We start from the raw sequence: 25,936 nt of genomic DNA on the forward strand, positions 1-25,936 counted from the left end.
GTACTTTCTTCTCATGTAAAACCTGTCGATTTTATATATGCCCTTTGGAGTTTCAAGTATTGCGCTTATTCGTCTCATGTATTGCTGTTATCCGCCTCGTGTTAAGCGCTTATGAGGGGGTGAGACAAGCGCTTAACAGGTACCGGGATAAGCGCTTATCACATAGGGAGACAAGCGCTTATGAGGTACCCACGCAAGCGCTTATCATTTCACGAGAGGCGACTTTCGTGTAAAACACCGTTTCTGGTATTTTGAAGTAGTTTTTGCAGTTGCCAGTTGCACTCGCAATGTACCTGTCCATTCTTTCACCGCCGAGGCATCATTTCTTATAACTCAAACCTTCATCATAGTTAAACAAGGCGTAACCATCTGCTTCCAGGTAGCCCGGAACGTCCTCCAGGTTGTTCTCGACTGCTTCGTCAGAAACTGGTGTTGAAAAGGGCATTTTACCTGCTGGGTTAAACTTGCCTGTGATCACATCCAGTAGAGCTTCCGGTGTGGTGCCGAAGGTGGCAAAAACACCGACTACGTTCCCCTTGTTGGTATCATTGTAGATTTCATCTATCACCCAGGGATTCGTATAGTCAATTACCAAAATGGTAGGAACAGTGCCAATCACTTCCTTGATGTGGCCTACATCAATTCCTTTCTTTGAAAGTGAAACTGAAATGGGTGCTCCGTCCGAGTTGAAGACTGAGTTAGAAGGAATGATCCACTGTATGGCCAGGTCAGCTTCCGCAAGTGTTGTCACAAATTCTACTTCATGATTGCCGTCTGCTTCCATCATAAAGTTGGTCGATCCTTCTTCTTCGCCGCGGCCTGGCGACTGTAGGGTTTCTACATATATTTTTGTGCCTGCCTTAACAGGAAGTGTGCTGTTCTCGTTGCGAAGCATCACGATCGATTTTCTTAACGCCACCGCAGCTTTTTCTCTGAAGCGATCGCTGCCTACTGTTGCCTCTGCTGCGGCGACATCTACATACGGGTTTTCAAATAAGCCCAATGTGAATTTCTCTTTTAGCAGTAGAAGTACTGAGTTGTCGATCAAACTCATGTCTACCATCCCCTTATTGATGACTTCCAGCAGGTCGGCAGGATCCGAAACTCCTGAAATGATATTTGAACCGGCTTCCAATGCTTTTTTGTATCTCTCATGAATAGAAAGATCTTCCACTCCCCACACCATGCGTGTGATTGGGCCGGTGTCGGTATTGATGATGCCGGAAAATCCCATTTTCTCTCTTAACACACCTGTTATCACCGCTTTGTTGTACGAATAGCCTACTTCTTCAAATTCGGTACCCTTGGGCAGCGAATAATACGGCATAATAGCTGAAGTGCCGGCGTCTATGGCTGCCTGAAAGGGCAGGAGGTTGTCATAAAATCTGCCACCAGGGTATACTTGTTCTTTCCCCCAGTCGAAGTGAGAATCCTGGCCGCCCTTGCCTGATCCACCGCCTGGAAAATGCTTCATGGTCAGTGCGATGGAATTGGTATCCAACTTTGTTCCCTGAAAGCCAATCACTATCTCTTTGATCACCTGTGCGACCCATTCAGGGTTTTCGCCGAAAGTACCATCGACCCTCGACCACCGAGGCTCGGTGGACAAATCAGCCATATACATGTATCCCTTTCTAATCCCGGCTGCCAGCCATTCCTGGCGTGAGTCACTGGCAAATTCACGGATCAGGGCCAGGTCACGTGTAGCAGATAGGCCAAGCTCACCAGGCCAGGCAGTAAAAACGGAGGCGTTGAGTGCCGTACCGACCGATGCGTTGCTTGAAATGTGATTACGGGGATTGGAGGTAATGATGGCCAGAATACCTAGTGGCTCACTCTCACAAAGCTCCTGAAGCTTATTGTTCCATTCGGCGATCACTCCGGCACTTTCATTAAGTCGCAGGATAAAATGGCGGTTATGAAATTCCTTTATCCGTTGAGTTGTGCTGGTGACTTCGTTCATGGCGCCAATAAAATTGCCTGCACCAGCAGGTCGGTCATCTTTTACCTGCCCTTCGTCCAGGTCACTTGCCTGGTATTTTCCTTCGGAAATCTTAGCCTTCCGACTCCCGAGCATACTCAATGAGTTGATCGCCATAAAGCCTGCCTTTTCTTCCACCGACATTTTAGCAAGCAAATCCAGGCTTCTTTCTTCAGGCGTTAATCGCCAGTCTTCGTATTTGTCGAGTGTGCCGTTTTTATTAAGGTCTTTGAACTGAAAGCCATCCACTTCTATCAATTGAGCTGATCGGGTGCCTAGCTTGGGTTGAACAAAGCTGCTTTTCTCAGTACAGGACGCTAATAAAAATGTGGCCAGCCCAAGTAAGACTGAAGTGCTGGAAGCTACTGCTCCCACATCGAACCTTATCGAAGTTTTTCGAATTAAAGCGTTGATTGATTTCATAAATGCGAGTGGTGTATGATTGAACGATAAGTACCATCCCTCCGTGTTGCGGGAAGGAGATCAATCAAATTTATTCAGCAAAAATGTGGAAGGCGTACTAATGGATAAGTTGGTACTAGTAGTTGCTGAAGGATATCACTTGAGAGGGCGGGCTAACTGATTGACTGGCTGCGCCGATTGGTTGCCGGCTCAAGGCGTTGCTTAAATTCGGTCGGGGTGAATCCCGTTTCGTCTTTGAAGATACGGTTGAACGACGTCTTGGCATTGAACCCACATTCCATAGCTATTCCAAGTACCGAGTAATGGTCGAAGGATGGGTCGGCCAGCATCTTTTTTGCTTCTCCCACCCGAAACTCGTTGATGAACTTATAGAAATTCTTTTTTTGGCCGGTGTTGATCACGTGCGACAATTTGTGCCTGGAAATAGCCAGATCGTCGGCCATCATCTGCAGGTTGTAGTCTGGGTTACGGTAAGGTTTTTTGTCAACCAGGTAATTGGTCACCAACAAGGAGAGTTCATTCATCTGTTCGTCAGATAGAGGACTTCCAACGGCTTTTGATGCTGGTTCGCCGGGAGATACTTTTTGCAGAATCGGTTTCAGGTTTGGTCGTTCCTTGGAATAAATGGCAGATTGATTGATCCCGAAGTAGACCATAATAAAAGTGAAAACAGTCAGGTTCAAAGACAGCGTTGTGTATGGCACAAGCGCTAAACCCAATATATTGTTAATAAAAAAACTAAAGAAGCTGGCCATGAACACTATCAGAAATAGGGACAATACAAAAATCAGCCAATTCAGCGAGTTTTTGCTGGAGTAATTAGAAAAGTAAAGGGGCATCTTCTTTCGATGCTTAACGATCAATTGCAAGCCCAGCAACCAGTAAGTAAAGGCTGAAATAATCAACAATGTATAATATACTTTATTGAAGAGGTATTGAGGGTTCTCTACTAAATCTGGGCTGCTGGAAATTGGCACTACATGAATGGTAGAGCGATGGATAGCTACCAGTAGGAAGGGTATCAAATGAATGAGCTGGCTGGGTTTGAGCCGAAAATCTTCTATGGTGAGCGAACCAACGTAGAGATAAAGCAGTGGGCCTGTGAGGAACATCAGTGGGAATATCCCCGGTTTGAAATACTCCACCACCTGAAACGGAAGCAGGGAGGCCCCCATAAATATAGCAATCACCGCCATCCAAATTGTTAGGAAAGTAAAGCTCAGGTGTCCCGGGCGTTTTGTTAAAAAAACAAGAACACCAAAAACCGATTGAACAAATCCAATGATATTGACTGTGTCAGACATCACGTATTTTTGAATAGGTTGGTAAACTTGGCTTAATCTAATGCTTTCCTGAAAAGGGGAAAAGTAACCCATCAAGAACTTAAACAAGCCCCTAACCACTGGTGCTGTAATAAGCAGTTTGTGACTTTTCTCCTCTGCGATGTATCTAACAGGTAATTGAACAGAATCTTAACTTAACACACAAAAAAATGGATTTAATCAGAAAATTATTTGAGGCAGTGATTTGGCTTGGCTTCTTTGCCACTGTGTTCTTTGCTTACTACTACTACCTCAAGTTCAGAAACAGCGAAAAGATGCTTCTGATAGAAAAAGGCACCGACATATCCGAAGTGTATAAAAAGAGGGAAGTGCATTTTCCCTGGTTCATACTTGGCTACACTATATTGGGATGCTCGTTGGGATTTGCACTGGGCCTTGCTATTTTTCTTTACCTTAAGCAAACACAGGCAAATTTTCACAGCGATATTCTTCCATTCCTGTCTTTACCGCTAATGTTTCTGTTTGGGGCCATCGGGTTAATTGCCGGTAATAACATTGAAAGGAAGAAAAGGCAATAGATGGACGAATTCTATCTTCAGAAGGTGCTCAACGGTGATACAGCAGCATTCAAGTATTTTGTCACCACTTACAAGACATACGCTTTTTCGATGGCATATACCATTCTGAAAAGCCAATACATGGCGGAAGAAGCAGTACAAGAATCATTTATCAAAGCCTTTCAGAAATTGAACACCTTCCGAAGGGAGGCACAGTTTAAAACATGGTTGGGCCGCATTGTCATCAACGAGTCGTTGCGAAAGACAAAGCCTTCAAAGAGCCAGGACACGGTAACTATTGATGACCTGTCGGATGTCGAGATGGTTCAGGTCGAAAACACCTTGCAGTTGGTTGTGCAGAATGACCAGAGCAGGTGCATTTCTATGGCGCTGGAAAAATTGCCGACAGAGTATGCCCTGGCATTGGAGTTGTTCTATTTACAGGAGAACAGCATCAATGAAATCAGAACAATGACGGGATGGTCGGAATCTAAAGTGAAAATGCTGCTACTTAGAGGGAAAAAAGCCTTCTATGTTCATTTGAATAAGCTGTTAAAATCCGAAACAAGAGAGCTGCTATGACAACAGATAACGACAAATTCAAACAGTTGCTGGCCAAAAAAGACTTGCCTGTGCTTGACGACAACTTTGAAGAAATGGTCATGGATCAGATTCTCAAAGAAGAGTTACGAAGCTCAATTGCCGGGCAATACGTGAGAAAGATGTATGTTTTTTTTGGTGCCGGATTCGTACTTGGCCTGGTCGCTATGTTTTCAATTTCTAATGTGGTATTTTCCTGGGGAGAGTGGGAGGTGACCATCCCGCCGGTTGTGCTGCAGGTTCCCTTCGTTTTGCTTTTATTGTTTCTAATCGATCGCATCTACAAAGCCCGCAGGTTGAGCCGGGGTGAGACGGATGCACTTGATGATTAGTTATGCTCTCTCAAAGTAACCGCAGTAATGCTACGCTACCGACAAACACCTGAAAAACTCACCAGGTCAGTGAAATACCGTGGTTTACTTATCCTGTCATAATGGTCAGCGCTATCCCAGGCTGCTTCTCTGAGTTCTTCGTTTCCGGGTGAGCACTGTATTAGTGACAAGAAAAAACGGCAGTCGCCCATTAAAAAACACAAACTGTTTTAAATTGTAGCCAACTTTTTAATACATCAACTTTTTGATCAACTAATGTCATTTTCCGAATCAGTTTCCAGCACACAGTCATCTCCCCAATCAGTCATCAGCGATAAAACACTCCAATGGACAAAGACCCTGCTCGTCACCATGGTGTGGGTCAGCGCAGGACTTTTTGGTCTTTATATCCTGGCCTTCTACGCTGCTCCGCTGGCCGGAGGTAACCTGGCAAAATGGAACGACCTGCTCCCCAATCTTTACCGGGAAGGTGACACTGCAGCTACTTCTGGTATTGGCCTACACTTTGCCGCAGGGGGAATCATTCTCATTCTCGGAAGTATTCAACTGATTGATGCTGTCAGAAATAGTTACCCGGCAGTTCATCGTTGGGTTGGCCGTGTGTATGTTGTCGCTTGTCTGCTTGCTGCCGTCGGCGGGCTGACTTTCATCTTCGTGAAGGGCACCATTGGCGGTACGGTGATGGACATCGGCTTCGGCCTCTACGGAGTGCTCATGTTCATTGCCGGAATCAAAACTTACCAACATGCAGCTGCCCGCCGCATCAACCTTCACCGGGTATGGGCTTTGCGGCTCTACGCCCTGGCCATCGGCTCCTGGCTTTACAGGATGGACTACGGCTTTTGGTTCTCCTTTACCGATCGCCTTGGGCATACCGAGCATTTCACTGGATTATTCGACAGGGTGATGGCTTTCTTCTTCTACTTGCCAAACCTGCTGGTGGTGGAGCTTTTCGTGCGTTCTCAAAAAGCCAACAGAACGGCCTTGTACAACTATGGTGTTGCTTTCATTCTGCTGCTTACCACAGGGTTTTTAGGGCTGGGTACTTATTATTTCACCAAGATGTACTGGGGGCCGGCGATTGTTGGGTGGTTGATGGGTTGATGTCAGCTAGGGTTGGTAATTTTTTTAATAACTTGGGGGTTGTACAAGCTCTTTATTTGGCTATGAGAAATATAGTTTGCTTAATTCTGTTTTCAACAGCGCTGCGAGCCAGTGGGCAAACGACGCTTTATACATCAAGCTATGGCAAGGGAACCAAGTGTTCCAAAGAACATCCGTGTTCTCTATATGCTGCCAAAGAACAAGTTCGGCGAATGGTTTCATCCATGTCTGGCGATATAGTAGTAATACTAACCGGAGGTACCTACTTCTTGGATTCACCTTTGGAGTTTGGGCCAGATGATGGAGGAAAGAATGGTTATCAGGTCATTTATACAACCTATGATGGTGGACAGTCTGCCATAAGCGGTGGGCTCCCGATCACCGGATGGTCAGCGGTTGGTAATGGCATTTACCAAGCGAAATACGAGGGGCCAGGCTTCAGACAGCTGTATGTGAATGGCAAGAGGGCCACAAGAGCACGTTCTCCTAACCGAAGTGATGATCAGGGCTTTGGTCCTTACTATCGATATAATGGACTGGATACCCAAGCTAAGCGGATACGGATTGACCGTAAAGAAATTGTAAACTTGGAACGGCTTGGTAACCTTGAAACGGTTATTAAACACCACTGGGATCAGGGGCGGTATCGTATTGATAGCATGGAAGAACAGGGGGATCAAATATGGATAAATTTCAAGGAACCAGAAACCAGTATCGATCAATGGCAGCAAGGGTGTTGCCCAGGCTGGTCAGTTGGTCAGTCATTTTATTTTGAAGGCTCGTTCGAACTACTCGATGCTCCCGGAGAATGGTTCCTTGATGAGACTTTGGGGCTAGTATACTATTATCCCAGGCCTGACGAAAAGATTGAAAATATTCATGTGATCGCACCAACTCGAGATGTCCTATTAGCTATCGATGGCGCAAGCTATTTGACCTTTAAAGGACTTGTGTTTGAGTGCACCAATTGGGATATGCCCAATGAGGCGAGGATAGGGGTTCAATCGGGATGGCGACGGAATTATGAAAGACCTTTTATTCCGGGCGGCATTCAACTTGCAAATGCACATCATATCCAGTTTACCAATAATATTATCAGGTTCTTCGGAGGAACTGGGATCGAATTTGCTCATTCCAGCCACGACAATGTTATTGAAGGGAACCTGCTGATTGATATTGCCAGTAACGGAATTCAGATCTATACCGATATCCTAAATAGCCTACCTGATTCAATACACGAATGTCGTAATGACTCAATAGTTAATAACTACATCACGAGAGTTGCTCAGGACTACACAGGAGGGGCTGGAATAAATGTGACTTTTTCCAATGGAATTGTAATCGAAAACAATGAGGTTTTTGACCTTCCGTATACTGGTATCAGCATCGGATGGGGTTGGACCGACAATACAACCAATCTAAAAAACAACCTTGTCCGCTATAACAATATTCATCATGTGATGCAGTTGCATGATGATGGAGGGGGTATCTATTCGCTTTCTAACTCACCAAATACTATATACTCTCATAACTACATACATCATATCGTAAAATCTCAATGGGCCGAAGAATGGCCGATTGCTGGAATTTACTTGGATAACGGAAGTAGCGGGATTTTGGTTGAATATAACGTAGTTGATGCACCCCGAGCTTTTTCGGCCTGGAATGAGCCAAATCATGGAAATACCATTCGTCATAATTGGCATTTTCCAGAAAATCAAATCGTAGTAAGACCAGAAAATAAGTTAGAGGATAACTTCTCAATTTCCTCAGATACTTGGCCGAGGTCAGCCTTGGATATTCAAACTAAAGTCGGTCCGAATTTTCCAATGCCCGTCGTCGACGAAAGTAGTCTGTTGACGCCAATCAGGAACAACAGGCATTCAAGTAAAAGAAAAAAAAACGGAAAGATTGCAAACTGATCCGGTCGCATCTTTAGAATCCTTGTTCCTACCCTTTGCGATGATTTTAAAAATGTGTTTACGAAGAGATTTAGCAAAAGTAGTATCGGCTGGTTGAAACTTGTTTCTTGATAAAGATCCTATAATTGGGTGTAACTCTCTTCTGTACCTTCGGTATTAATCTATATCAAGTGCTTTACCGCCACGGCATCCACTATATACCCGATCACCTTCTCATCAGCAATAATCTGGTTATGGCTGGTGCCGGTTACATGCACGAAGGAAGACATCGGCAGCATTTCGTTGAGTTCAAGGCCCTTGGTGAAAGGTACTGTTTTGTCGTGCTCGTCGTAAATCATGTGCAGGTCGAGGTGCTGCAGATTGTCGGCCTTATTTCTGAGATCAAAATAGTCGATTGACTCATGGTAGTGTTTTTCTACCAATTCACACATTTCGGTGAACACCCGCTCTTTGCAGCCAACCTGGTCAATGATTTCCTGGAAGAAATACCGGGTGTACGGTGGCGTAGCAATAATAATTAAATGATTGGGATGGAAGGCGGTGCTCATTTCATTCACCGTCAGCCCGGCCGCCAATCCGCCGATGGAATAACCGACGACGGCATGGTAAGGGCCATTTCGTGAATAGTGGGTTTTTAGCACGTCCCGGATTTCTGGGAGTGCGGTATGAGTGCCCGCTGACAAGCCATGCCCCTTCATATCAACGCCTTCGACCGAATAGCCCTCCGCTACAAGTGTTTCAATCATCCGCCGGAAGTCAGCGATTTTGGAACCCCAGCCATGAGACAGCAAGATGGTTTTACCGTTGCTGGCGTCTGCGGGCAACCACCGGTAGGCCTTAAGGTCATTTCCCCTGTACTTGATGACGCTGATTTCGGCCTTTTCAATCAGGGCATTCTGCTTGTCGTTGAACCTCACTCTCGGGGTCTTGGTGAACTGGTTCCAGATAATGGAAGAGGTTAATTTAGGAGACACATGCTGTAGTGTAAGCAAACCCTTGATTAGCCATTCCATTTGTGCATTGGTCTTTTTGGCAGGCTTTTCAATTTTCTTTTCTTCGCCTGATGTTTGGATAAGTACTTTTTTCATAGCTATATACCGATTGGTATTTAATAGAGCAAAAAAATTTAAACTGTTATTGAATCAATGAGTGAATGAAGGTATTTCTTAACGACACCGTATGACTGCCCATCACCTTCGACCTTGGAAAGCACAATCGCCCCCTGGATTGAAGTATAAATCATCATACCAATAGCCTCGGCATTGACACTGGCATCAATTTGTCCTTCCCTGATACCACGGGCTAATATTTTGGTAATGGAGGTTTTCATGATACCGACGGATCGGATAGCTTTCGACCTCAGCTGCGGGTAATTGTCGTCTGCTTCTACGCTGGTATTAATGATCGGGCATCCTCCTGAAAAAGGTGGTGATTTTATGTACTCTTCGTGATAATTCACAATAGCTTTCAGCTTTAGTGGAGCTGTTGCTGCAGCGCTGATCCTTTCTTTCATTTCCTGCATCACCACTTCGATGGCATATTCGAAAGAAGCTTCCGCTACCTCATCCTTATTTTTGAAGTTCCCGTAAATGGCCCCTTTGGTAATACCGGCGGCTTTGGTAATGTCCGACAATGATGTAGCCCGGTAACCCTGCGTATTGAACAGGGAGATGGCTTTCTCCATAATCAACTGTTTGGTTACCTCAGGGTTTCTCATAAGATACAAATATACCGATCGGTATTTTAAAATCAAAATACGGACTATCACACGAAAGGTTTCATAGAAGGAATAGAACATCTAATTTTGGCAGCTTATGCCAGACTTGAAGTTGTTGAACATTGACAGGGTGCCTGCTCAGGGGGTGAAAGAGCTGCTGGATAATAATGTCATTGGCACGCCGGGAAAGAGCATGATGTATCAGCACTTGCAGGCTGCAGAGAAGTATACGATCATTACTCAGCCATTTTTTGTCAGCCTGGTGCGCAGAAGCAAAGTGATAGCCACCTGTTGCTTTTGTAAACGGGAAGCAAGCAACAGAGGCGTGGTGGGCGAATCGTATTATGTGAGGTACTTTACCTTTCACCCTTCGTTGAGAAAACTGGGCGACAAGTACATAGAACGACCACAGGAAGACGGGGTGTTGCGTCGGGAGATTCGCTCGTTGCTTAGCGGTGCGGACTTTGAGGCAAAGGCTCCCAATTTTTTTTATGCGTACATCGATGGCGGAAATGTTAGATCAGAGGCATTTGTGAAGAGCTTCGGTTTTGAAAAGGTCGGTTCCTTTGTGTCGCTGGTCTTTAGCCGGTTCAATCCACGGTTGAGTAAGACCGTTGAAAAGCTATCGCCGGATGAATGGGGCGACTTTAAGCCCAGGCTGATGAGGTTTTACAGCGACCATGTGCTTGTAACGGACGAGAACCTTTTCTACAAAGGGAACTACTTTGTGGTCAGAGAGCAGGGAGAAATAGTGGCAGGCATTCAGGCAAATCCGGAGAATTGGAAGGTTCATGATATGCCGGGAAAGGCTGGTAAAGTGATGATGAATGTTTTTCCAAAAGTGCGACTGCTGAGCAAGATCTTTCACCCCAACTATCGTTTTGTCACTATCGAAGGGGTGTACTATAGGCCGGGCCACGAAAAGAAACTGGCTACACTACTGACACATGCGCTTGCAGCAAATGGCGTCTACTCGGCTGTCATTTGTATCGACCCGACTTCCAGACTTTATCCTGTGATGCAATCATTGGGACTTGGGTTGGTGAGCAAGCTTCGCAAGCCGAAACGGGTGGATGTAGTCGTAAAATCGAATGGGGTAGACCTGGCTACGATGAAGGGACCGGTTTATGTGTCGGCTTTTGACGTGAGTTAAATTAAAGAGGTTACTCTATGCGCCTCCGCACAGAGTAACCTCTTTAATCCAATCCTCTGTCGCTTTTCCTCCGAATTTTTTGTAATTAGGGTGTCGTATTTTATGAAACACCTGCTTAACTACCGGTTCCTTATTTTGCCTGTCCTGGCCCTTGCAATAGGACTTGCCGTCTGGCAAATGTACCCCCGCAAAAAAGTCGACTTCAGCACGGAAGTCAAGCCCATTCTTAACCAGCATTGTATTACCTGCCATGGTGGTGTGAAAAAGAACGGTGGCTTTAGTGTGCTGTTCAGAGAAGAGGCCCTGGGTGATACCAAGTCAGGTAAGCCGGCTATTATCCCGGGTCATGCCGGCGAAAGCGAGCTAATGAGAAGGCTCCTGGCCAATGACCCTGAGGTGAAAATGCCTTACAAGAAGAAGCCGCTTTCTGACGAAGAAATTGACATTTTAAGAAGGTGGATTGACGAGGGAGCAGAATGGGGAGAGCATTGGGCCTATCAGCCGGTAGAGAAGCCAGAACTGCCGACCCCCAAGTCTTTTGCGTCTTTGAAGGAAAGTGAAGTGGCCGCTTCGGAACAACCTATAGACCTGTTCATAAGAAAAAAGCTTTCCGAGGTGGGTCTGCAGCCTTCACCGGAGGCACCGAAAGACATTTTGCTGCGAAGAGTAAGCCTGGATTTGACCGGCCTGCCACCGTCTGATGAGTTGGTAGAAGCTTTTCTGACTGAAGAGAACCCAATAACCTATGAAGAGGTGGTGGACGCATTACTGGCCGATCCGGCTTACGGAGAAAGATGGACAGCTATGTGGCTTGACCTGGCACGCTATGCCGACACTAAGGGCTACGAGCGTGATCCTGGTCGGGAAATCTGGCATTACCGTGACTGGCTGATCAAGGCGTTCAATGAGGACAAGCCTTACGACGACTTTCTTACTGAGCAGCTGGCAGGAGACCTTTTACCCGATCCCACCGATGACCAGCTCATTGCCACAGCCTTCCACCGAAATACCATGACCAACGATGAAGGCGGCACGGATAATGAAGAGTTCAGAGTAGCTGCCGTGCTTGACCGTGTCAATACTACCTGGGAGGTGCTGATGGGCACTACTTTCGCCTGCGTGCAGTGCCACAGTCATCCTTATGATCCTATCAGGCACGAGGACTATTATAGATTTGCCGCATTTTTCAATAATACGAGGGACGAAGACACTTATGACGAATATCCTTTACTAAGGCATTTTGAAGAAGAAGACAGCACCAAACTGGTCTCTCTGAAGAACTGGCTTGAAGAAAATGCGACGCCATCCAAAACGAAGGAAGTTGTCCAGTTTGTGAAAACCTGGCAGCCCGCCATCAATTCTATCACGGCCGACGAATTCGTCGATGCAGAGCTTGCCGATACCAAGTGGCTGGTGTTCCGAAATCATGGAGTGGCACGGCTGCCCAGCGTGGAGCTGACGGCCAGGAATTTACTCACTTACCGCTACCGAACCAATATAAAGGACGGCACCTGGACGATCAGACTGGACGACCGAAAAAGCGGTAGTGTGCTCAAAGAGCTGAAAATGAGAGATACGGGTGGTAAATGGGTAATCGACACACTTTCTTTTGCCGGTGTAGAAGGACGCCACCATGTTTATCTTTCCTACGAAAGCCCCAGCCTTACTAACCCGGCGGCCAACGGTATTTTCTTTGACTGGTTTCATTTCTCCAGCCAGTTTCCTGGGGGTGAAGCGGCCGATGATGCCCAAAGTACTTATTGGGAGCTGGTGAACGCCAAAGTAGAGACAACGCCCATTATGGTGGAAAATCCTCCGGGGATGACAAGAGAAAGCCATGTGTTCGAAAGAGGCAACTGGCTGGTAAAAGGGGAGAAGGTGGAGCCCGGCGTTCCTGAAGTCTTCCCGGATTTGCCCGACGGAGCACCGGCAAACAGACTAGGCATGGCCATGTGGCTGACGGATCCTGCCAACCCACTCACAGCAAGAACGATCATTAACCGACTTTGGGAGCAACTATACGGTCAGGGATTGGCGGAAACGCTGGAGGATCTCGGCAGCCAGGGGATAGAGCCAACACATCCGGAGCTGCTGGATTACCTGTCGTGGCAGCTGGTGAATGAGCATGACTGGAGCCTGAAGCAAATACTGAAGACCATGGTGATGTCGGCCACCTACAGGCAAAGTTCAGTGGCAACCGACGACGTGCTTGAAAAAGACCAATTCAACCAATACTACGCAAGGGCACCACGTACCAGGCTCTCGGCAGAACAGCTGCGTGACCAGGCATTGGCAGTTAGCGGCCTGTTGAGTAGTAAAATGTATGGCCCGAGTGTGATGCCTTATCAACCTAAGGGAATTTGGAATTCTGCCTACTCCAACGCCGACTGGAAGCAGAGCGAAGGAGAGGACCAATACCGGCGTGGTGTGTATACTTACTGGAAGCGCACCAGTGCTTACCCGGCCATGCTCACTTTTGACGCCACTGCCAGAGAAGTGTGTGTGGCCCGCAGGATACGGACTAATACACCACTTCAAGCCCTGGTGCTGCTCAACGACTCTGTGTATGTGGAAGCTGCCCATCACTTAGCGCTCAAGATGAAGCAATCGGGAGAGTCGCCGGAGGATCATATCGACTATGGATACCGGGCGGCGATGAAAAGGCCTATCACGCCAGGTAAGCGGCAGACATTAGAAAACCTGTACAACCAAGCACTCAGAAGCTATGAAGGGGAGGAAGATGCTGAAACCCAGGCGATGCAATTGGTGGCCGCAGCCATTCTAAATTTGGATGAATTTGTAACGAGGAATTAGCCATGACCAACTACGAGAAACTGATTCATGAAGCGAACATAGAGCAGGCCAGGCTCAAAACCAGGCGGCACTTCCTCAAAGACTGCGGGATGGGCATGGGAGCCATGGCTTTATCGTCTGTTTTGTGGGGCTGCGACACAGGTTCCAATTTGAACTCATTTGCTTCAGGCAACCCGATGGCGCCAAAAGCGCCTCACTTTCCCGGACGGGTCAAGTCAGTGATTTATTTGCACATGGCTGGCGCTCCGTCACAACTGGAGCTTTTTGATTACAAACCCGAGCTACAAAAGCTCAATGGTCAAGACTGCCCTGCGTCATTCCTCGATGGGAAACGTTTTGCCTTTATTCGGGGGGTGCCCAAAATGCTGGGGCCTCAGGCCAATTTCAAGCAACGAGGCCAAAGTGGCGCCTGGATTTCTGATTTTCTGCCACACCTGCACAGCATTGCCGACGATATCACTTTTGTGAAGGCCCTGGAAACGGACCAGTTCAATCATGCTCCGGCTCAGCTGCTGATGCACACAGGCGGAGCCAGGCTTGGACGACCAAGCATGGGCTCCTGGGTGACTTATGGCCTGGGAACGGAGAACCAGAACCTGCCTGGCTTTGTGGTGCTCACCTCCGGTGGCAGCACACCCGATGCAGGGAAAAGCGTGTGGGGAAGTGGCTTTTTGCCAAGCGTTTATCAGGGGATTCAGTGCCGCTCAGTCGGCGACCCGGTATTGTTCATCAACAATCCGGACAATGTATCCCGTGATTTGCGAAAAGCATCGATTGACGCCATTAACAGGGTGAATCAGGAAACACATGAGGAGTTCAACGACCCGGAAACACTGACAAGAATTTCACAATACGAACTAGCTTTCCGTATGCAGATGTCTGCGCCGGAAGTGATGAATATCGATTCAGAGCCCCAGTACATCAAAGACATGTACGGAGTGACTCCTGGCAAGGCCAGCTTTGCCAACAATGTGCTGCTGGCTCGCAAGCTGGTAGAAAATGGGGTGCGTTTTGTGCAGCTCTACGACTGGGGCTGGGACACGCACGGCACAGGCCCGGACGCATCTGTTGGGGCTGGCCTGCAGGGCAAATGTCGGCAGGTGGACAGAGCCACAACAGCACTGATCCTTGATTTGAAACAACGGGGTCTGCTGGATGAAACACTGGTGGTGTGGGGGGGAGAGTTTGGCCGAACGCCGATGCTGGAAAACAGGGAGGGCAAGGCTAATCCTTACCTGGGCCGTGACCACCATGTGGAAGCATTCACTATCTGGATGGCCGGAGGTGGGATCAAGAAAGGCTTCAGCTTTGGGGAAACCGATGAGATAGGCTATGCAGCGGTGAAAGACAAAGCGCTTACATACGATATTCAGGCTACCATTCTTCACCAGCTGGGCTTTGACCATGAAAAGCTCACCTACCAATTCCAGGGGCGCCCGTTCAGGTTAACGGATGTGCATGGACGGGTGCTGACGGAGATTTTGAGCTGATCGATTTAGATGAAAAGAAGAGATTTTATTGGAACCACTTTGGGGGCAGGCATAGGAGTGGGGCTGGCGGCCTCACCACTGCTGGCTTCCAAACGAAAACAAACCAACACACCTGATATGAAGATTAAGATACTGGCTACCAACTGGGGAGATGGAGATACCATAGAGGGCTTTTGCAAAAAAATCAAAAGCTATGGCTATGACGGGCTGGAGGTGTGGTACCCAACTGATGCCGGAGATAGAGAAAGGTTGGTAAATGCGACCAAAACCAATGGTTTGGAATATGGTTTTCTTGTGGGAGCCTATCAGCCTGACTTTCAGCCTCATTTTGAACTCTTCGAAACGAATCTTCGGGCCGCTGCAAAGATGAAGCCTTTGTACATCAACTGTCACTCCGGCAAAGACTTCTTTTCCTACGAGCAAAACAAACAATTCCTTGACTTGACCAATAAGGTCAGCAAGGAGTCGGACATAGGCATTCACCACGAAACGCACCGCTCCCGCATCATGTACTCGGCTCCGGTTACCAGAAACTTCATTGAGAAAAACCCGGATCTGACATTGACGCTGGACATTTCACATTGGTGTAATGTACATGAGACTTTGCTGCAAGATCAAAAGGAAACGGTAGACATGGCTTTGCAATGCACCAGGCACATTCACCTTCGTGTCGGGCATCCGGAAAGTCCTCAGGTGAACGACCCAAGGGCGCCCGAATGGAAAGAGGCCCTTGAACAGCACCTGGCGTGGTGGGACAAGGTGATCGAGCTTCGGAAAAAGGCCGGTGCCGACACGATGACCTTCCTGACTGAATTTGGCCCGGCTGACTATATGCCTACCATTCCCTACACAAGACAACCCGTTGCCAACCAGTGGGACATCAATCGCTATATGCTAGAGTTGATCAGAAACCGATACACTTCATAACCCAGCTGCTCGGCTTCTATGGACTACGGTATCGTTTCGTTTATTGGAAAATTCCACCCGCTGCTGGTGCACCTGCCTATTGGTATGCTGATGATTGCCATCCTTTTTGGCTTCATGAGCTTAAAGGAAAACTACAGTTACCTCAAGGGAGCTAACCACATTGTGCTTTTTCTTGCGGCGGTTTCAGCCACGCTGTCAGCTTTCACAGGCTGGATACTTTCACAATCGGGTGGTTACGCAAACGAACTGATCGCCTGGCATCAGTGGATGGGCATAGGCCTTGTTGTTATTAGCTGGGTGGCATTTTTCGTACACTCGAGAAATGAGAAAGCTTTTAAAATGGCGCTGGTTGTTTCAGGAATGCTTTTGGTAATTACCGGACATTTGGGAGGTAGCATTACGCATGGAGACGGCTTTCTGACGCCGCCACCGCTCTCGGAGTGGTTTGCAAAAGAGGGAGCAGCTGTTCCCCCTATTGTTCTGACAAAAGAGATGTTGGGCTACGAGGCCATTGCCAATATTGTGGACAGAAAATGCAAGAGTTGTCACGGCCCCGGTGCCCAGAAGGGAAAGTTGAGGCTCGATTCACCTGAAGAAATGCTGAAAGGAGGGAAGCACGGAGAAGTGATAGTGGCTTCTTCACCAGACGAAAGTCACCTGATAGAAAACATCCTCTTACCGATTGATAATGATGACCATATGCCACCTAAAGAGAAGAGCCAGTTGAGTAAGGCCGAGATGGCTATATTGGTGGAGTGGGTGGCCACAGGTGCTTATTTTGACAAAACCGTCGAAGAACTGGCATGGAGCGATAGCCTGATTCTGGCGTACAATGTAGCTACGTCCAACAAACCAGCTAGTTACACCTATATTCCACAGGACAAGGTTCAGCCTGTAGATGCAGCTTTGGTGACGAGACTCGACACGCTGGGCGTGAGTATTGTGCCTGTGAGCGATGGTAGTAACTATTTGAATGTGAACTTCTTACATGTACCGCAGCAGTACATGACCGAGGCTTTTCAGTTGCTTACGTCCATGAATAAACAGTGTGTGTGGCTGGACTTGACAGGAAAAGCTCTTCAGCCAGAACACCTTGAATACCTTGGGAAGATGCAAAACTTGACGAAGCTGAGTCTCAGAGACTGTGGATTGAACGATAGCCTTATGTCAAAATTGCAGCCTTTGTCGAGATTGGAATACGTGAACCTTGTTAATAATCCAGTGACAGCAGACGGCATCAAGACTTTACAAGGTAACGCCGGTCTTCAGCAATTGTTCCTCTTTCAAACAGAGGTGCAGCCGACAGATACTGCAGCTTTACGGGAAATGTTTGAAAATGCTTCGATAGACCTTGGTGGCTACGAAATGCCGCTGATTGAGGCTGATACCAGTAAAATTATTTATTGAGTACCCCTTGCCTTTTTTTGATGAGGGTACCAATGCCAAAGCCGATCAGCAAGAGCCAGGGGAACCCGTGAAGAAGCGTGTCAAACCAATCCATGGGCTGCATGCCGACAGCCCCGCCAGCAATCCACTTGACTTTGCCCCAAATGTGCGGCTCAGGGAAGAAGGGAGCCAGACCCAGAGTGAGGCAGAGTAGCAGGATGGTTTTTACGGAGAATAGCTTCATATCTTCTTTTTTTCTGCAAAGGTAAGTTAGCCGAAAGTAGAGATGAGTGACATAAGTTACTCCCGCAGCAAAAAGTAAGGCCTTTGATTCAAAGGAATCAAAGGCCCTGGTATCGCTGCCTGTTAGGATTTACTCGCAGGCTACGTCGTTCAATGTTATATCCCAGCAGTGGTACAAGTTATCCTCAAAAAAGACCTGACTTTTGATTTTCCCATTGCTGTTCTCGGCGCTCCAGAGCACCTCTATTGTATTTTCGGTATTGGTGTCAATGATGGTGACGTTTCTGTTCAGTTCGGCGCCGGCATCAACCATATAGCTAATCGAACTTCCGAAACTGTCGCCCGGCTTTTCAACTGTGAAGGTCACGTCTGCAACTCCGTCAACTTCCGATTTGGACCACTCAGATGACAGCCATGGATTTGGCTTGTCAGGCCCTTCATAGAGTGTCCAGGTGCCGGCATTGGCCATGAAATTGGACTCCCCCGTAAACCAGACGAAGTCGGTAAAACCACCTGCTTTCGAAATATAGCCTGTCCAGGTAACATCACTGCCATCCACGTCAGCAGTAAGTTTTACGGAGTAAGAGCCACTATTAGGAACAGATATATCATAAGTCCAAACCCATAATTTAGTTTCTGTATCAAATGTAGCCTCTTGATTCACCGCTAGTTTAAACGCAGTAACAGGAACAACCAACGCCCCGGAAAGGATGCCAGAATACACTCCAACACTTGTAGCAGCATATACCCAATTCCTGACAACCATTTGCCTTCCACCTCCATCGCCGTCACTGCCGCTAAAATCATCAAAATTGGGAGCAATGCTCGTACTGGGAGGCATTGCCGGAGCATTACCCGGGTCTACTTCTTCATCTTTGTTACATGACACAAAAAGAATTGAAAATGATAATAGAAATGCTAGTTTTCTCATGTTGAAATTTATTGGTACAACTATAGAATTAACGATCGCAAAAGCTATAAGTTGAATTAAACGAATATTAAATATAATATTTTAAATAAAACCAAGCCCAGCTGCTTTGAACGTGCATTTACTATCCGAATGACAAAATAGGGCAGCTTGTTTTGCTATTTTTGCATAAATACTCTGATCTCTTTCACTAACAAATCAAAATCAGGCTGGTGGTTGTACATCATGTGGCCGCCTTCGTAGTAGGTCAACTGAACCATCTCTTTAGGAATTCCATTGCGTGCAAAGGTGTATTCTGCATCAAAAAAGGGTGTGATCAGATCATAATAGCCGCAAGCCACCAATACCTTAAGATCCTTGTTACGTCGCATGCTCTCAGCAAGCTTTCTGGCTACATTCACATAAATCGGTTCCCAGTATTCACCTTCCGGCGCATCTCTCCAGCGCCAGTTAGCTCCAACTTCTTCGCTGGAGGTGACATAGGGCCTGTCCATTTCAATATTTAGCTCTGAGGCAAAATAGTGATTGAGCGCTGCCGTATAAGCTGCATCCATTTGGTAGTCGGAAGCATCGCCTAGCGTTGGAGATTCCGCCACGTCGTCTGCCTCATCGCCTTTGAACCTTCCGTCGAGTCTGCCGATGGCGAGTCCTTCCTGCTCCATCAGTTTTTTCTGGAACCGTGGAACAAGTACTCGCAGGTCTGATTTTAAGACGTAGTCTTTTGATAGCCCGGTAAAATAGGAAAGTTTTTCAGCGATTTGATTTTGTGCATCTGCAGTAAGCATGCTCCCTTTGAGCAATGCCGGCGCATACTCATCCGTCGTGAATACCCGACACTCCTGCACAAAAGCCTCCAAAGTTTTGCCTTGTCCGGCTTTCTTGTGGTACCACGCAGTGGCAGCCATACTTGGCAGGTAGGTAAGGTAGGAAATTATGTTGTCGTGAATAGATGTAGAGCCCTGATAGTCGACTGCCTGAGAAATCAGGACAAGGCCATTCATTGAAACACTTTGTCCGCTTCCTTCCAGCGCATTTGTTACCGCCGCAGCCCGTGTGGTGCCGAAGCTTTCACCAAATATGTACTTGGGAGAATTCCACCTTTTGTTTTCAGTGATCCAAAGTCTGATAAATTGCGCAACCGAGTTGGCGTCTTCGTTTAGTCCCCAGAAATCTTTGCCCGTTCCTTTGCCAACAGGAACGCTGAATCCCGTGCCTATGGGGTCTACAAAAACCAGGTCCGTAACGTCGAGCAGGCATTGTTGATTGTTGACAATAGGGTAGGGAGCACCGCCGTCGTCGGTATCTGCATTGCTGGCGATTTTTACAATTCGAGGCCCCAGAAAGCCCATGTGTAGCCAAACGGAAGCTGAGCCGGGGCCACCGTTGAAAATGAAAGTGACGGGCCGCTTGCTATAGTCAGTGACTCCTTCCTGCAAATAGGAGACCGCCCACAGCGCTCCGATAGCTTCGTTTTGATCATTTTTCAGGTGTGTTTCCTTCCCGACGGCTTTGTACCGCAGGGCCTTTCCATTGAAGGTGCCCTGGTGTTGTGTGATAAATGATTTCGGCGCAGGTATCTCTTTTATTATCGAGTCAGCCTTCTGTGCACAGGATAAATGAACGAGGGCAAGCAAAGTGAAAGCGCATAGAATGGTTTTCATCAAGTTCATCATTTTGAGTTGGATGTTTTGTGTCCACAATTTGATCAAACTTTTTTATTACAGCAGAACAATGGGCAGCGAAAAATATGTTGTGATGTGAGTAATGTCACGCAATGTGTCGGACGGTATTTTTATACTTGTCAAAACCTTTGATATTTGTCGGTTATAGCGATTTTAATTAAACAAACCCTATTTTAGATGTTTTCATACGATGCCAGGGTGCTTAGTGCCGCTTTGTCAGCCATTATCGAGTCCTCCGTGTCTGACGATGCCTGGCGATGGCTTCAAGAAAAAGCGGCTGATATCTCTTCTTCTGAAACCGGATCAGCATTAAATGTGGCTTTCGCTGCTATTCCCAGAAAGATTGGCAAGAATCATTTGAGCCTTAGCGAAGGTGCTGTGACTAACATCCAACAAATCAGACCTGGTTTTCAAATAACCAATTGGTCAATTGACCGCTTGTGTCGGGTGTGGGTACTGATTCAGGTGCCGGCTTCAAGCAAGACCAATTACACAGTCAGGATTCAAAACTTGTTTCTGGCGGCGGAAATGAATGAGCTGGTGGCGTTGTATTCTGCGCTGCCTGTAGTAGCTTACCCCGAAGCGTGGAAAGCCCAGTGTGCCGAAGGGATACGAAGCAATATCGGTGATGTGCTGGAGGCAATTATGTGTAATAACCCATACCCCTCTGAGCAACTCGATGAAGCTGCCTGGAATCAACTGGTGCTGAAGGCAATATTTACAGAAAAACCGTTGCATTTGATTATTGGGTTAGACGACAGGGCAAATTTGGAGCTGGCCAACACGCTCTCCGATTTTGCGCATGAAAGATGGGCGGCACACAGGATTGTACCTCCTATGTTGTGGAGATGTGTCGGGCCTTTTATCAATGAAAAAACAATTGGAGACATGGAGCGCCTGGTGCTGTCTGTCGATAGCACCGAAAGAGAAGCTGCGGCTCTTGCCTGTAGTGTGAGCCAATTTCCTGCTGCCGCTGAACTCCTGGATAGGAACAAGCAGCTGAATGCGTTGGTTAAATCGGGTGACATTTCCTGGGAAAGTATAGCAAAGAAAACAGAGCTGGTTTAGCTCAGAATAAAAACAGAACGATTATGTGTTGTAGTGATAATTTTACTGAGGCGGATTTACAAAAAAGGGACGCCAACCCTGTTTATCTCGATAGTGTAAAGGGCATGCAGTTTTTCGACCCACATGTGCACATGACATCCCGCACGACGGACGACTACCAGGCCATGGCGGACGCCGGTGTGGTGGCCCTCATTGAGCCTGCCTTCTGGCTCGGGCAACCCAGAACGGGCATTGCCACCTTCCGTGACTACTATGCCAGCCTGATCGGGTGGGAGCGGTTCAGGTCTTCGCAGTTTGGCATCAAGCACTACTGCACGATAGGGCTGAACAGCCGGGAAGCCAACAATGAGGCTTTGGCTGAGCAGGTGATGGAAATCCTGCCACTGTTTATTTACAAAGAAGGCGTAGTGGGTGTCGGTGAAATAGGTTTCGACGACCAGACACCGGCAGAAGAGAAATACTATCGGGCACAGCTTGACCTGGCTAAAGAAGCAGGGCTGCCTGTGCAAATTCATACACCTCACCGGGACAAAAAACGAGGCACCCAACGCAGTATGGACATCGCCCTGGAGCAAGGCCTTGACCCCAAGATGGTGATTGTTGACCACAACAATGAAGAGACGGTAAACGAAGTATTGGATCGTGGCTTTTGGGCAGCTTTCACCATTTATCCGTTCACCAAAATGGGTAACGAGCGGATGGTCGAAGTGGTGAAACAGTACGGCCCCGACAGAATAATGATCAACTCCGCTGCCGACTGGGGCATCAGTGATCCGTTGGCAGTGCCAAAAACAGCTGCTTTGATGAAACAGCATGGTATCAGCGATGAAGTTATTCGTTTGGTTACCTACCAAAATGCCATCACGGCGTTTGGCCAGAGTGGGCAAATCGACGAGGCTGACTTTGCCTCAGTGAAAGACATCGACCAAAGCCAAAAATTCGAAGGTAATACGGTTTTGCGTGGCGGCCAGCAGCCACGTATGGACAAGAACTCCCTGATCATTAAATAATTTGAAGCAAATTATCGGACTTCTGCGCCTTACCAGGCCGGCCAATATTGTCACTGCGGTAGCCGACATTTTGGCTGGTGTGGCTATTTCGGGCTACCTGGCTGGCTTCACCTACGGTGCAACGCCCATTATTTGGCTGAGCCTGGCCACCATGGGCTTATATGGTGGCGGCGTTGTGTTCAACGACGTGTTTGATGCCGAACTTGACGCCGTGGAGCGGCCAGAACGGCCAATTCCCAGTGGTGTGGTTTCCAGGTTTATGGCAGCAATGCTTGGGATGGTGCTTTTGGGTATCGGTATTTTAGCCGCTGGCAAAGTGAATTGGATGCCGTCTGGAGTGATTGCTGCGGCTATTGCCTTCTCCTCGGTTGTCTACGACAAGTGGGGCAAGCATCAGCTCATTTTTGGGCCAATCAACATGGGACTCTGTAGGGGGTTGAACCTGACGCTTGGTATAAGCATCGTTCCCGGTGTGCTGGATACGTATTGGTGGCTCGGTATTGTGCCAGTGATTTACATCGCCGCTATTACCATGGTCAGCCGGGGCGAAGTGCATGGAGGCAGCAAATTGACCCTATACAATGCGCTGGTGCTTTACGCTGTGGTAATTAGCGCTGTTTTATGGTTCTCTATAGAAAACAATACGTTTTATCTCACATTGCCCTTTGTTCTCGCATTTGGTGGAATGATTGCTTTGCCGTTATTCAAAGCGATAGCCGATCCTATTGGGAAAAATATAGGAAAGGCAGTGAAAGCTGGAGTCATTGCGTTGATATTGATGAATGCTGCCTGGGCATCAGCTTTTGGCGTTACGTATTTTGCCCTGGGTATTGTACTTTTGTTGCCCTTGTCGTTATTGCTGGCGAAAGCCTTTGCTGTAACGTGAATTTGTTTGTTTTAAATTTTCAGCCTGACGTCAGGCAATTGGCATAGTTATGGAGTTTTTACAACAGTCCTTCAGTGTGAAGTTTGACTACAAAGTGTATTTCACCACACACCTTTTCGATAGGGCGAACGATACACTTTCAAGTTTTCTGAAAGAAAGAATGGAAGAAGGTACCATCCAGAAGGTACTGTTTGTTTTGGATCAGGGAGTGGACGAAGCGCATCCCGGTCTAAAGCAAGGTATTCAAGACTATTTTGAGACTGTCGATAATATCCACCTCATTCTTGAGACACTAGTCGTGCCGGGTGGTGAAGAAGCTAAAAACGATGAAAGCCTCCTGTATCAGGTTATTGATGCGGTGAACGCTCACGGCATAGACCGTCATTCTTATCTGGTGGCTATTGGCGGCGGTGCTGTTCTCGATATGGTGGGTTATGCAGCCGCTATTTCACACAGAGGCGTTCGTCATATTCGCATTCCAACGACTGTCCTTTCTCAAAACGATTCTGGGGTGGGTGTGAAAAATGGCGTCAATTTCTATCGGAAAAAGAATTTCCTCGGCACATTTGCTCCGCCTGTTGCAGTATTCAACGACTATCATTTTCTGACTACTTTATCTGACCTCGACTGGCGGTCGGGGATGTCTGAAGCCGTAAAGGTGGCGCTGATCAAGGATGCTTCCTTCTTTGACTGGATTGAGCACAACGCCACCATGCTGGCAGCCCGTGATATGGGGGCCATGAAATATTTGGTGAAACGGTGTGCTGCACTGCACCTTGACCATATTGCAGGCAAGGATCCTTTTGAGACGGGTTCTTCCAGGCCGCTCGACTTTGGCCACTGGAGTGCACACAAACTGGAAGCGCTGGCCGACTTTTCCATCAGGCATGGTGAGGCTGTGGCGATTGGTATCGCCCTCGACACAGTCTACTCAATGCTTACCAAGCGACTATCGGAGGCCGATGCCAGGAGAATTCTTGTGGTGCTTCAAAACCTTGGCTTTCCTCTGCAACATCCATTGCTGAAGTTTGAAGAGGGCAATAGTCCACTACTTGATGGGCTTAGCGAGTTCCGGGAGCACCTGGGGGGTAAACTTACCATTATGCTATTGATAGCTATTGGGACAGGGGAAGAAGTGCATGAAATGAATGAGAAACTTATTCGTGAGTCCAGTGAGTGGCTGGAAAGGTACGCTCACGAACAAACCATCAGGCTCTGACTATGAAAACAGATTTTGGCTATTTAACCTACTGCTCCAATATACACGCCGGCGAAAGCTGGGCAGATCATTTCGCTGCACTCAGGAAGTTCATTCCTTCGGTGAAAGTGAAATGCAGCCCAGACCAGCCTTTTGGGATAGGGCTGCGCTTATCTAATGAGGCATCGATAGACCTTGCTAAAGAGGGCGCTTTGGTTGAATTTAAAGACTGGTTGTCCACTTCTGACTGTTATGTCTTCACCATGAATGGGTTTCCCTACGGCGGCTTTCACAACACTCGTGTGAAAGAGCAGGTTCATGCCCCCGACTGGACTACAAACGACAGGGTGAATTACACCACCCGCCTGTTCGATATACTTTCTCAGCTGCTGCCTGCAGGCATGGAAGGCGGAATCTCCACCTCACCTTTGACTTATCGTTATTGGCACAAGCCTGAAGAACTCCACAACGTTTTTGAAGTTGCCACAATGAAAATGATTGAGGTAGCCAAGCACCTCAAACGGCTACATGACACCACGGGGCAGCTACTTCACCTGGATATTGAACCCGAGCCAGATGGTCTTTTGGAATCCGGGCCAGAGTTCATTGATTGGTACAAAAAATACTTGCTTCCGTTGGGGGTAGCTGAGTTGCAAAAGGAATTTGATCTATCTGTAGCGGAGGCAGAGGCAACTATAAAGCGTCATGTGCAGCTTTGCTATGACGTGTGTCACTTTGCGGTGGGTTATGAAAATCACCAGGAAGTGGTCAACAAGTTAAGCGCTTTAGGTATTAAAACAGGTAAAATTCAGATCAGTGCTGCGCTAAAAGCCCCGATGGCATCAGGAGAGTCGAGGAACCCAGTGATTGCTGCCTTCAAAGGCTTCAACGAATCGACCTATCTCCATCAAGTAGTTGCCCGCACCCAAAGCGATGGTTTTAAACGCTATCCTGATTTACCGGAAGCTCTTGCCGACGCCGACAATCAGGACATAAAAGAATGGCGTTCTCATTTTCATGTGCCATTATTTGTGGAAGACTACGGCGTATTGAAATCGACGCAAGAAGACATTGTGAAGGTGCTTGACCTACAAAAGACGAAGCCATTCACCCATCACCTTGAAATTGAAACCTACACCTGGGAAGTGTTGCCAGATGGGCTGAAATTACCAATAGATGAATCCATAGTAAGGGAAATGAAATGGGTGATTAATCAGCTCAATGGCTAGTTC

The 25,936-nt window shown here is 47.4% G+C and carries 22 protein-coding genes; 15 read left to right on the forward strand and 7 right to left on the reverse strand.

What is annotated here, in order from left to right; translation table 11 throughout:
• Positions 1–319: 319 nt before the first annotated feature.
• Both RT717_RS09765 and RT717_RS09770 read right to left on the reverse strand, forming a co-directional pair.
• Entirely contained in the window at positions 320–2,404 is a 2,085-nt protein-coding gene (locus RT717_RS09765) for a glycoside hydrolase family 3 protein (protein ID WP_317491550.1), read from the reverse strand.
• A 152-nt stretch (positions 2,405–2,556) separates the two neighbouring features.
• Complete coding sequence (locus tag RT717_RS09770; protein ID WP_317491551.1) at positions 2,557–3,708, reverse strand: helix-turn-helix domain-containing protein; 1,152 nt, start codon at positions 3,706–3,708, stop codon at positions 2,557–2,559.
• Positions 3,709–3,896: 188 nt separating this feature from the next.
• Between RT717_RS09770 and RT717_RS09775 the strand changes: the two genes are divergently transcribed.
• The 5 genes from RT717_RS09775 (at position 3,897) to RT717_RS09795 (ending at position 8,202) form a co-directional block, all read left to right on the forward strand.
• Positions 3,897–4,265 carry a hypothetical protein gene (locus RT717_RS09775; protein WP_317491552.1) on the forward strand — a complete coding sequence of 123 codons (369 nt, stop codon included), beginning with the start codon at positions 3,897–3,899 and terminating at the stop codon, positions 4,263–4,265.
• Entirely contained in the window at positions 4,266–4,826 is a 561-nt protein-coding gene (locus RT717_RS09780; protein ID WP_317491553.1) for an RNA polymerase sigma factor, read from the forward strand. It begins immediately after the preceding gene.
• Positions 4,823–5,176, forward strand: coding sequence for a hypothetical protein (locus RT717_RS09785; protein WP_317491554.1), 354 nt, complete (start codon positions 4,823–4,825; stop codon positions 5,174–5,176). Before RT717_RS09780 ends, RT717_RS09785 begins: the two co-directional genes overlap by 4 nt.
• Positions 5,177–5,431: 255 nt before the next feature.
• Positions 5,432–6,280, forward strand: coding sequence for a DUF2306 domain-containing protein (locus RT717_RS09790; RefSeq protein WP_317491555.1), 849 nt, complete (start codon positions 5,432–5,434; stop codon positions 6,278–6,280).
• A gap of 62 nt (positions 6,281–6,342) precedes the next feature.
• The gene (locus tag RT717_RS09795) at positions 6,343–8,202 is read left to right on the forward strand and encodes a right-handed parallel beta-helix repeat-containing protein (protein ID WP_317491556.1); all 1,860 of its coding nucleotides are present in this window, start codon (positions 6,343–6,345) and stop codon (positions 8,200–8,202) included.
• A gap of 161 nt (positions 8,203–8,363) precedes the next feature.
• Here RT717_RS09795 and RT717_RS09800 read toward each other — a convergent pair whose 3' ends face one another.
• Both RT717_RS09800 and RT717_RS09805 read right to left on the reverse strand, forming a co-directional pair.
• Positions 8,364–9,290, reverse strand: a complete 927-nt coding sequence (locus RT717_RS09800; protein WP_317491557.1) for an alpha/beta hydrolase — start codon at positions 9,288–9,290, stop codon at positions 8,364–8,366.
• Between the two features lie 38 nt (positions 9,291–9,328).
• Positions 9,329–9,919: a TetR/AcrR family transcriptional regulator gene (locus tag RT717_RS09805; protein WP_317491558.1), complete on the reverse strand. Its 591-nt coding sequence runs from the start codon at positions 9,917–9,919 to the stop codon at positions 9,329–9,331.
• A gap of 97 nt (positions 9,920–10,016) precedes the next feature.
• Between RT717_RS09805 and RT717_RS09810 the strand changes: the two genes are divergently transcribed.
• The 5 genes from RT717_RS09810 to RT717_RS09830 all read left to right on the forward strand — a co-directional run bounded on the left by RT717_RS09810 (position 10,017) and on the right by RT717_RS09830 (position 17,710).
• Positions 10,017–11,072 (forward strand): hypothetical protein, encoded by a 1,056-nt coding sequence (locus RT717_RS09810; RefSeq protein WP_317491559.1) that lies wholly within the window; start codon positions 10,017–10,019, stop codon positions 11,070–11,072.
• A 102-nt stretch (positions 11,073–11,174) separates the two neighbouring features.
• Positions 11,175–13,886: a DUF1553 domain-containing protein gene (locus tag RT717_RS09815; protein ID WP_317491560.1), complete on the forward strand. Its 2,712-nt coding sequence runs from the start codon at positions 11,175–11,177 to the stop codon at positions 13,884–13,886.
• 2 nt (positions 13,887–13,888) lie between these two features.
• Positions 13,889–15,376 (forward strand): DUF1501 domain-containing protein, encoded by a 1,488-nt coding sequence (locus RT717_RS09820; RefSeq protein ID WP_317491561.1) that lies wholly within the window; start codon positions 13,889–13,891, stop codon positions 15,374–15,376.
• A 9-nt stretch (positions 15,377–15,385) separates the two neighbouring features.
• Positions 15,386–16,303, forward strand: coding sequence for a sugar phosphate isomerase/epimerase family protein (locus RT717_RS09825; RefSeq protein WP_317491562.1), 918 nt, complete (start codon positions 15,386–15,388; stop codon positions 16,301–16,303).
• A gap of 18 nt (positions 16,304–16,321) precedes the next feature.
• The gene (locus RT717_RS09830; RefSeq protein WP_317491563.1) at positions 16,322–17,710 is read left to right on the forward strand and encodes a c-type cytochrome domain-containing protein; all 1,389 of its coding nucleotides are present in this window, start codon (positions 16,322–16,324) and stop codon (positions 17,708–17,710) included.
• Here RT717_RS09830 and RT717_RS09835 read toward each other — a convergent pair.
• The 3 genes from RT717_RS09835 to RT717_RS09845 form a co-directional block, all read right to left on the reverse strand.
• On the reverse strand, positions 17,700–17,933 hold the full coding sequence (locus RT717_RS09835; RefSeq protein WP_317491564.1) for a hypothetical protein: 234 nt from the start codon (positions 17,931–17,933) through the stop codon (positions 17,700–17,702). The two genes, RT717_RS09830 and RT717_RS09835, sit on opposite strands and share 11 nt — an antisense overlap.
• A 129-nt stretch (positions 17,934–18,062) precedes the next feature.
• Positions 18,063–18,863, reverse strand: coding sequence for a hypothetical protein (locus tag RT717_RS09840; RefSeq protein ID WP_317491565.1), 801 nt, complete (start codon positions 18,861–18,863; stop codon positions 18,063–18,065).
• 155 nt (positions 18,864–19,018) lie between these two features.
• Positions 19,019–20,521 carry a S10 family peptidase gene (locus tag RT717_RS09845; RefSeq protein ID WP_317491566.1) on the reverse strand — a complete coding sequence of 501 codons (1,503 nt, stop codon included), beginning with the start codon at positions 20,519–20,521 and terminating at the stop codon, positions 19,019–19,021.
• Positions 20,522–20,719: 198 nt separating this feature from the next.
• Here RT717_RS09845 and RT717_RS09850 point away from each other — a divergent pair, with 198 nt between their 5' ends.
• The 5 genes from RT717_RS09850 to eboE all read left to right on the forward strand — a co-directional run bounded on the left by RT717_RS09850 (position 20,720) and on the right by eboE (position 25,933).
• Positions 20,720–21,610 carry an EboA domain-containing protein gene (locus RT717_RS09850; protein ID WP_317491567.1) on the forward strand — a complete coding sequence of 297 codons (891 nt, stop codon included), beginning with the start codon at positions 20,720–20,722 and terminating at the stop codon, positions 21,608–21,610.
• Between the two features lie 104 nt (positions 21,611–21,714).
• Positions 21,715–22,620: a TatD family hydrolase gene (locus RT717_RS09855; RefSeq protein WP_317492355.1), complete on the forward strand. Its 906-nt coding sequence runs from the start codon at positions 21,715–21,717 to the stop codon at positions 22,618–22,620.
• A gap of 1 nt (position 22,621) precedes the next feature.
• On the forward strand, positions 22,622–23,506 hold the full coding sequence (gene eboC, locus RT717_RS09860) for a UbiA-like protein EboC (RefSeq protein ID WP_317491568.1): 885 nt from the start codon (positions 22,622–22,624) through the stop codon (positions 23,504–23,506).
• 49 nt (positions 23,507–23,555) lie between these two features.
• Entirely contained in the window at positions 23,556–24,725 is a 1,170-nt protein-coding gene (locus RT717_RS09865) for a 3-dehydroquinate synthase (RefSeq protein ID WP_317491569.1), read from the forward strand.
• Between the two features lie 2 nt (positions 24,726–24,727).
• Positions 24,728–25,933: a metabolite traffic protein EboE gene (eboE, locus tag RT717_RS09870; RefSeq protein WP_317491570.1), complete on the forward strand. Its 1,206-nt coding sequence runs from the start codon at positions 24,728–24,730 to the stop codon at positions 25,931–25,933.
• The last annotated feature ends 3 nt before the right edge of the window (positions 25,934–25,936 follow it).

This window comes from Imperialibacter roseus, from assembly GCF_032999765.1.
GTDB classification, from domain to species: domain Bacteria; phylum Bacteroidota; class Bacteroidia; order Cytophagales; family Cyclobacteriaceae; genus Imperialibacter; species Imperialibacter roseus.

What these genes read in the sequence shown, in the direction of transcription:
- RT717_RS09835 (WP_317491564.1), bottom strand. Translation starts at nt 17,933, where the DNA reads ATGAAGCTATTCTCCGTAAAAACCATCCTGCTACTCTGCCTCACTCTG.
- RT717_RS09795 (WP_317491556.1), top strand. Translation starts at nt 6,343, where the DNA reads ATGAGAAATATAGTTTGCTTAATTCTGTTTTCAACAGCGCTGCGAGCC.
- RT717_RS09815 (WP_317491560.1), top strand. Translation starts at nt 11,175, where the DNA reads ATGAAACACCTGCTTAACTACCGGTTCCTTATTTTGCCTGTCCTGGCC.
- RT717_RS09810 (WP_317491559.1), top strand. Translation starts at nt 10,017, where the DNA reads ATGCCAGACTTGAAGTTGTTGAACATTGACAGGGTGCCTGCTCAGGGG.
- RT717_RS09785 (WP_317491554.1), top strand. Translation starts at nt 4,823, where the DNA reads ATGACAACAGATAACGACAAATTCAAACAGTTGCTGGCCAAAAAAGAC.
- RT717_RS09855 (WP_317492355.1), top strand. Translation starts at nt 21,715, where the DNA reads ATGCAGTTTTTCGACCCACATGTGCACATGACATCCCGCACGACGGAC.
- RT717_RS09770 (WP_317491551.1), bottom strand. Translation starts at nt 3,708, where the DNA reads ATGTCTGACACAGTCAATATCATTGGATTTGTTCAATCGGTTTTTGGT.
- eboE (WP_317491570.1), top strand. Translation starts at nt 24,728, where the DNA reads ATGAAAACAGATTTTGGCTATTTAACCTACTGCTCCAATATACACGCC.
- RT717_RS09830 (WP_317491563.1), top strand. Translation starts at nt 16,322, where the DNA reads ATGGACTACGGTATCGTTTCGTTTATTGGAAAATTCCACCCGCTGCTG.
- RT717_RS09790 (WP_317491555.1), top strand. Translation starts at nt 5,432, where the DNA reads ATGTCATTTTCCGAATCAGTTTCCAGCACACAGTCATCTCCCCAATCA.
- RT717_RS09780 (WP_317491553.1), top strand. Translation starts at nt 4,266, where the DNA reads ATGGACGAATTCTATCTTCAGAAGGTGCTCAACGGTGATACAGCAGCA.
- RT717_RS09765 (WP_317491550.1), bottom strand. Translation starts at nt 2,404, where the DNA reads ATGAAATCAATCAACGCTTTAATTCGAAAAACTTCGATAAGGTTCGAT.
- RT717_RS09800 (WP_317491557.1), bottom strand. Translation starts at nt 9,290, where the DNA reads ATGAAAAAAGTACTTATCCAAACATCAGGCGAAGAAAAGAAAATTGAA.
- RT717_RS09820 (WP_317491561.1), top strand. Translation starts at nt 13,889, where the DNA reads ATGACCAACTACGAGAAACTGATTCATGAAGCGAACATAGAGCAGGCC.
- RT717_RS09850 (WP_317491567.1), top strand. Translation starts at nt 20,720, where the DNA reads ATGTTTTCATACGATGCCAGGGTGCTTAGTGCCGCTTTGTCAGCCATT.
- RT717_RS09845 (WP_317491566.1), bottom strand. Translation starts at nt 20,521, where the DNA reads ATGAAAACCATTCTATGCGCTTTCACTTTGCTTGCCCTCGTTCATTTA.
- RT717_RS09840 (WP_317491565.1), bottom strand. Translation starts at nt 18,863, where the DNA reads ATGAGAAAACTAGCATTTCTATTATCATTTTCAATTCTTTTTGTGTCA.
- RT717_RS09775 (WP_317491552.1), top strand. Translation starts at nt 3,897, where the DNA reads ATGGATTTAATCAGAAAATTATTTGAGGCAGTGATTTGGCTTGGCTTC.
- RT717_RS09865 (WP_317491569.1), top strand. Translation starts at nt 23,556, where the DNA reads ATGGAGTTTTTACAACAGTCCTTCAGTGTGAAGTTTGACTACAAAGTG.
- RT717_RS09805 (WP_317491558.1), bottom strand. Translation starts at nt 9,919, where the DNA reads ATGAGAAACCCTGAGGTAACCAAACAGTTGATTATGGAGAAAGCCATC.
- RT717_RS09825 (WP_317491562.1), top strand. Translation starts at nt 15,386, where the DNA reads ATGAAAAGAAGAGATTTTATTGGAACCACTTTGGGGGCAGGCATAGGA.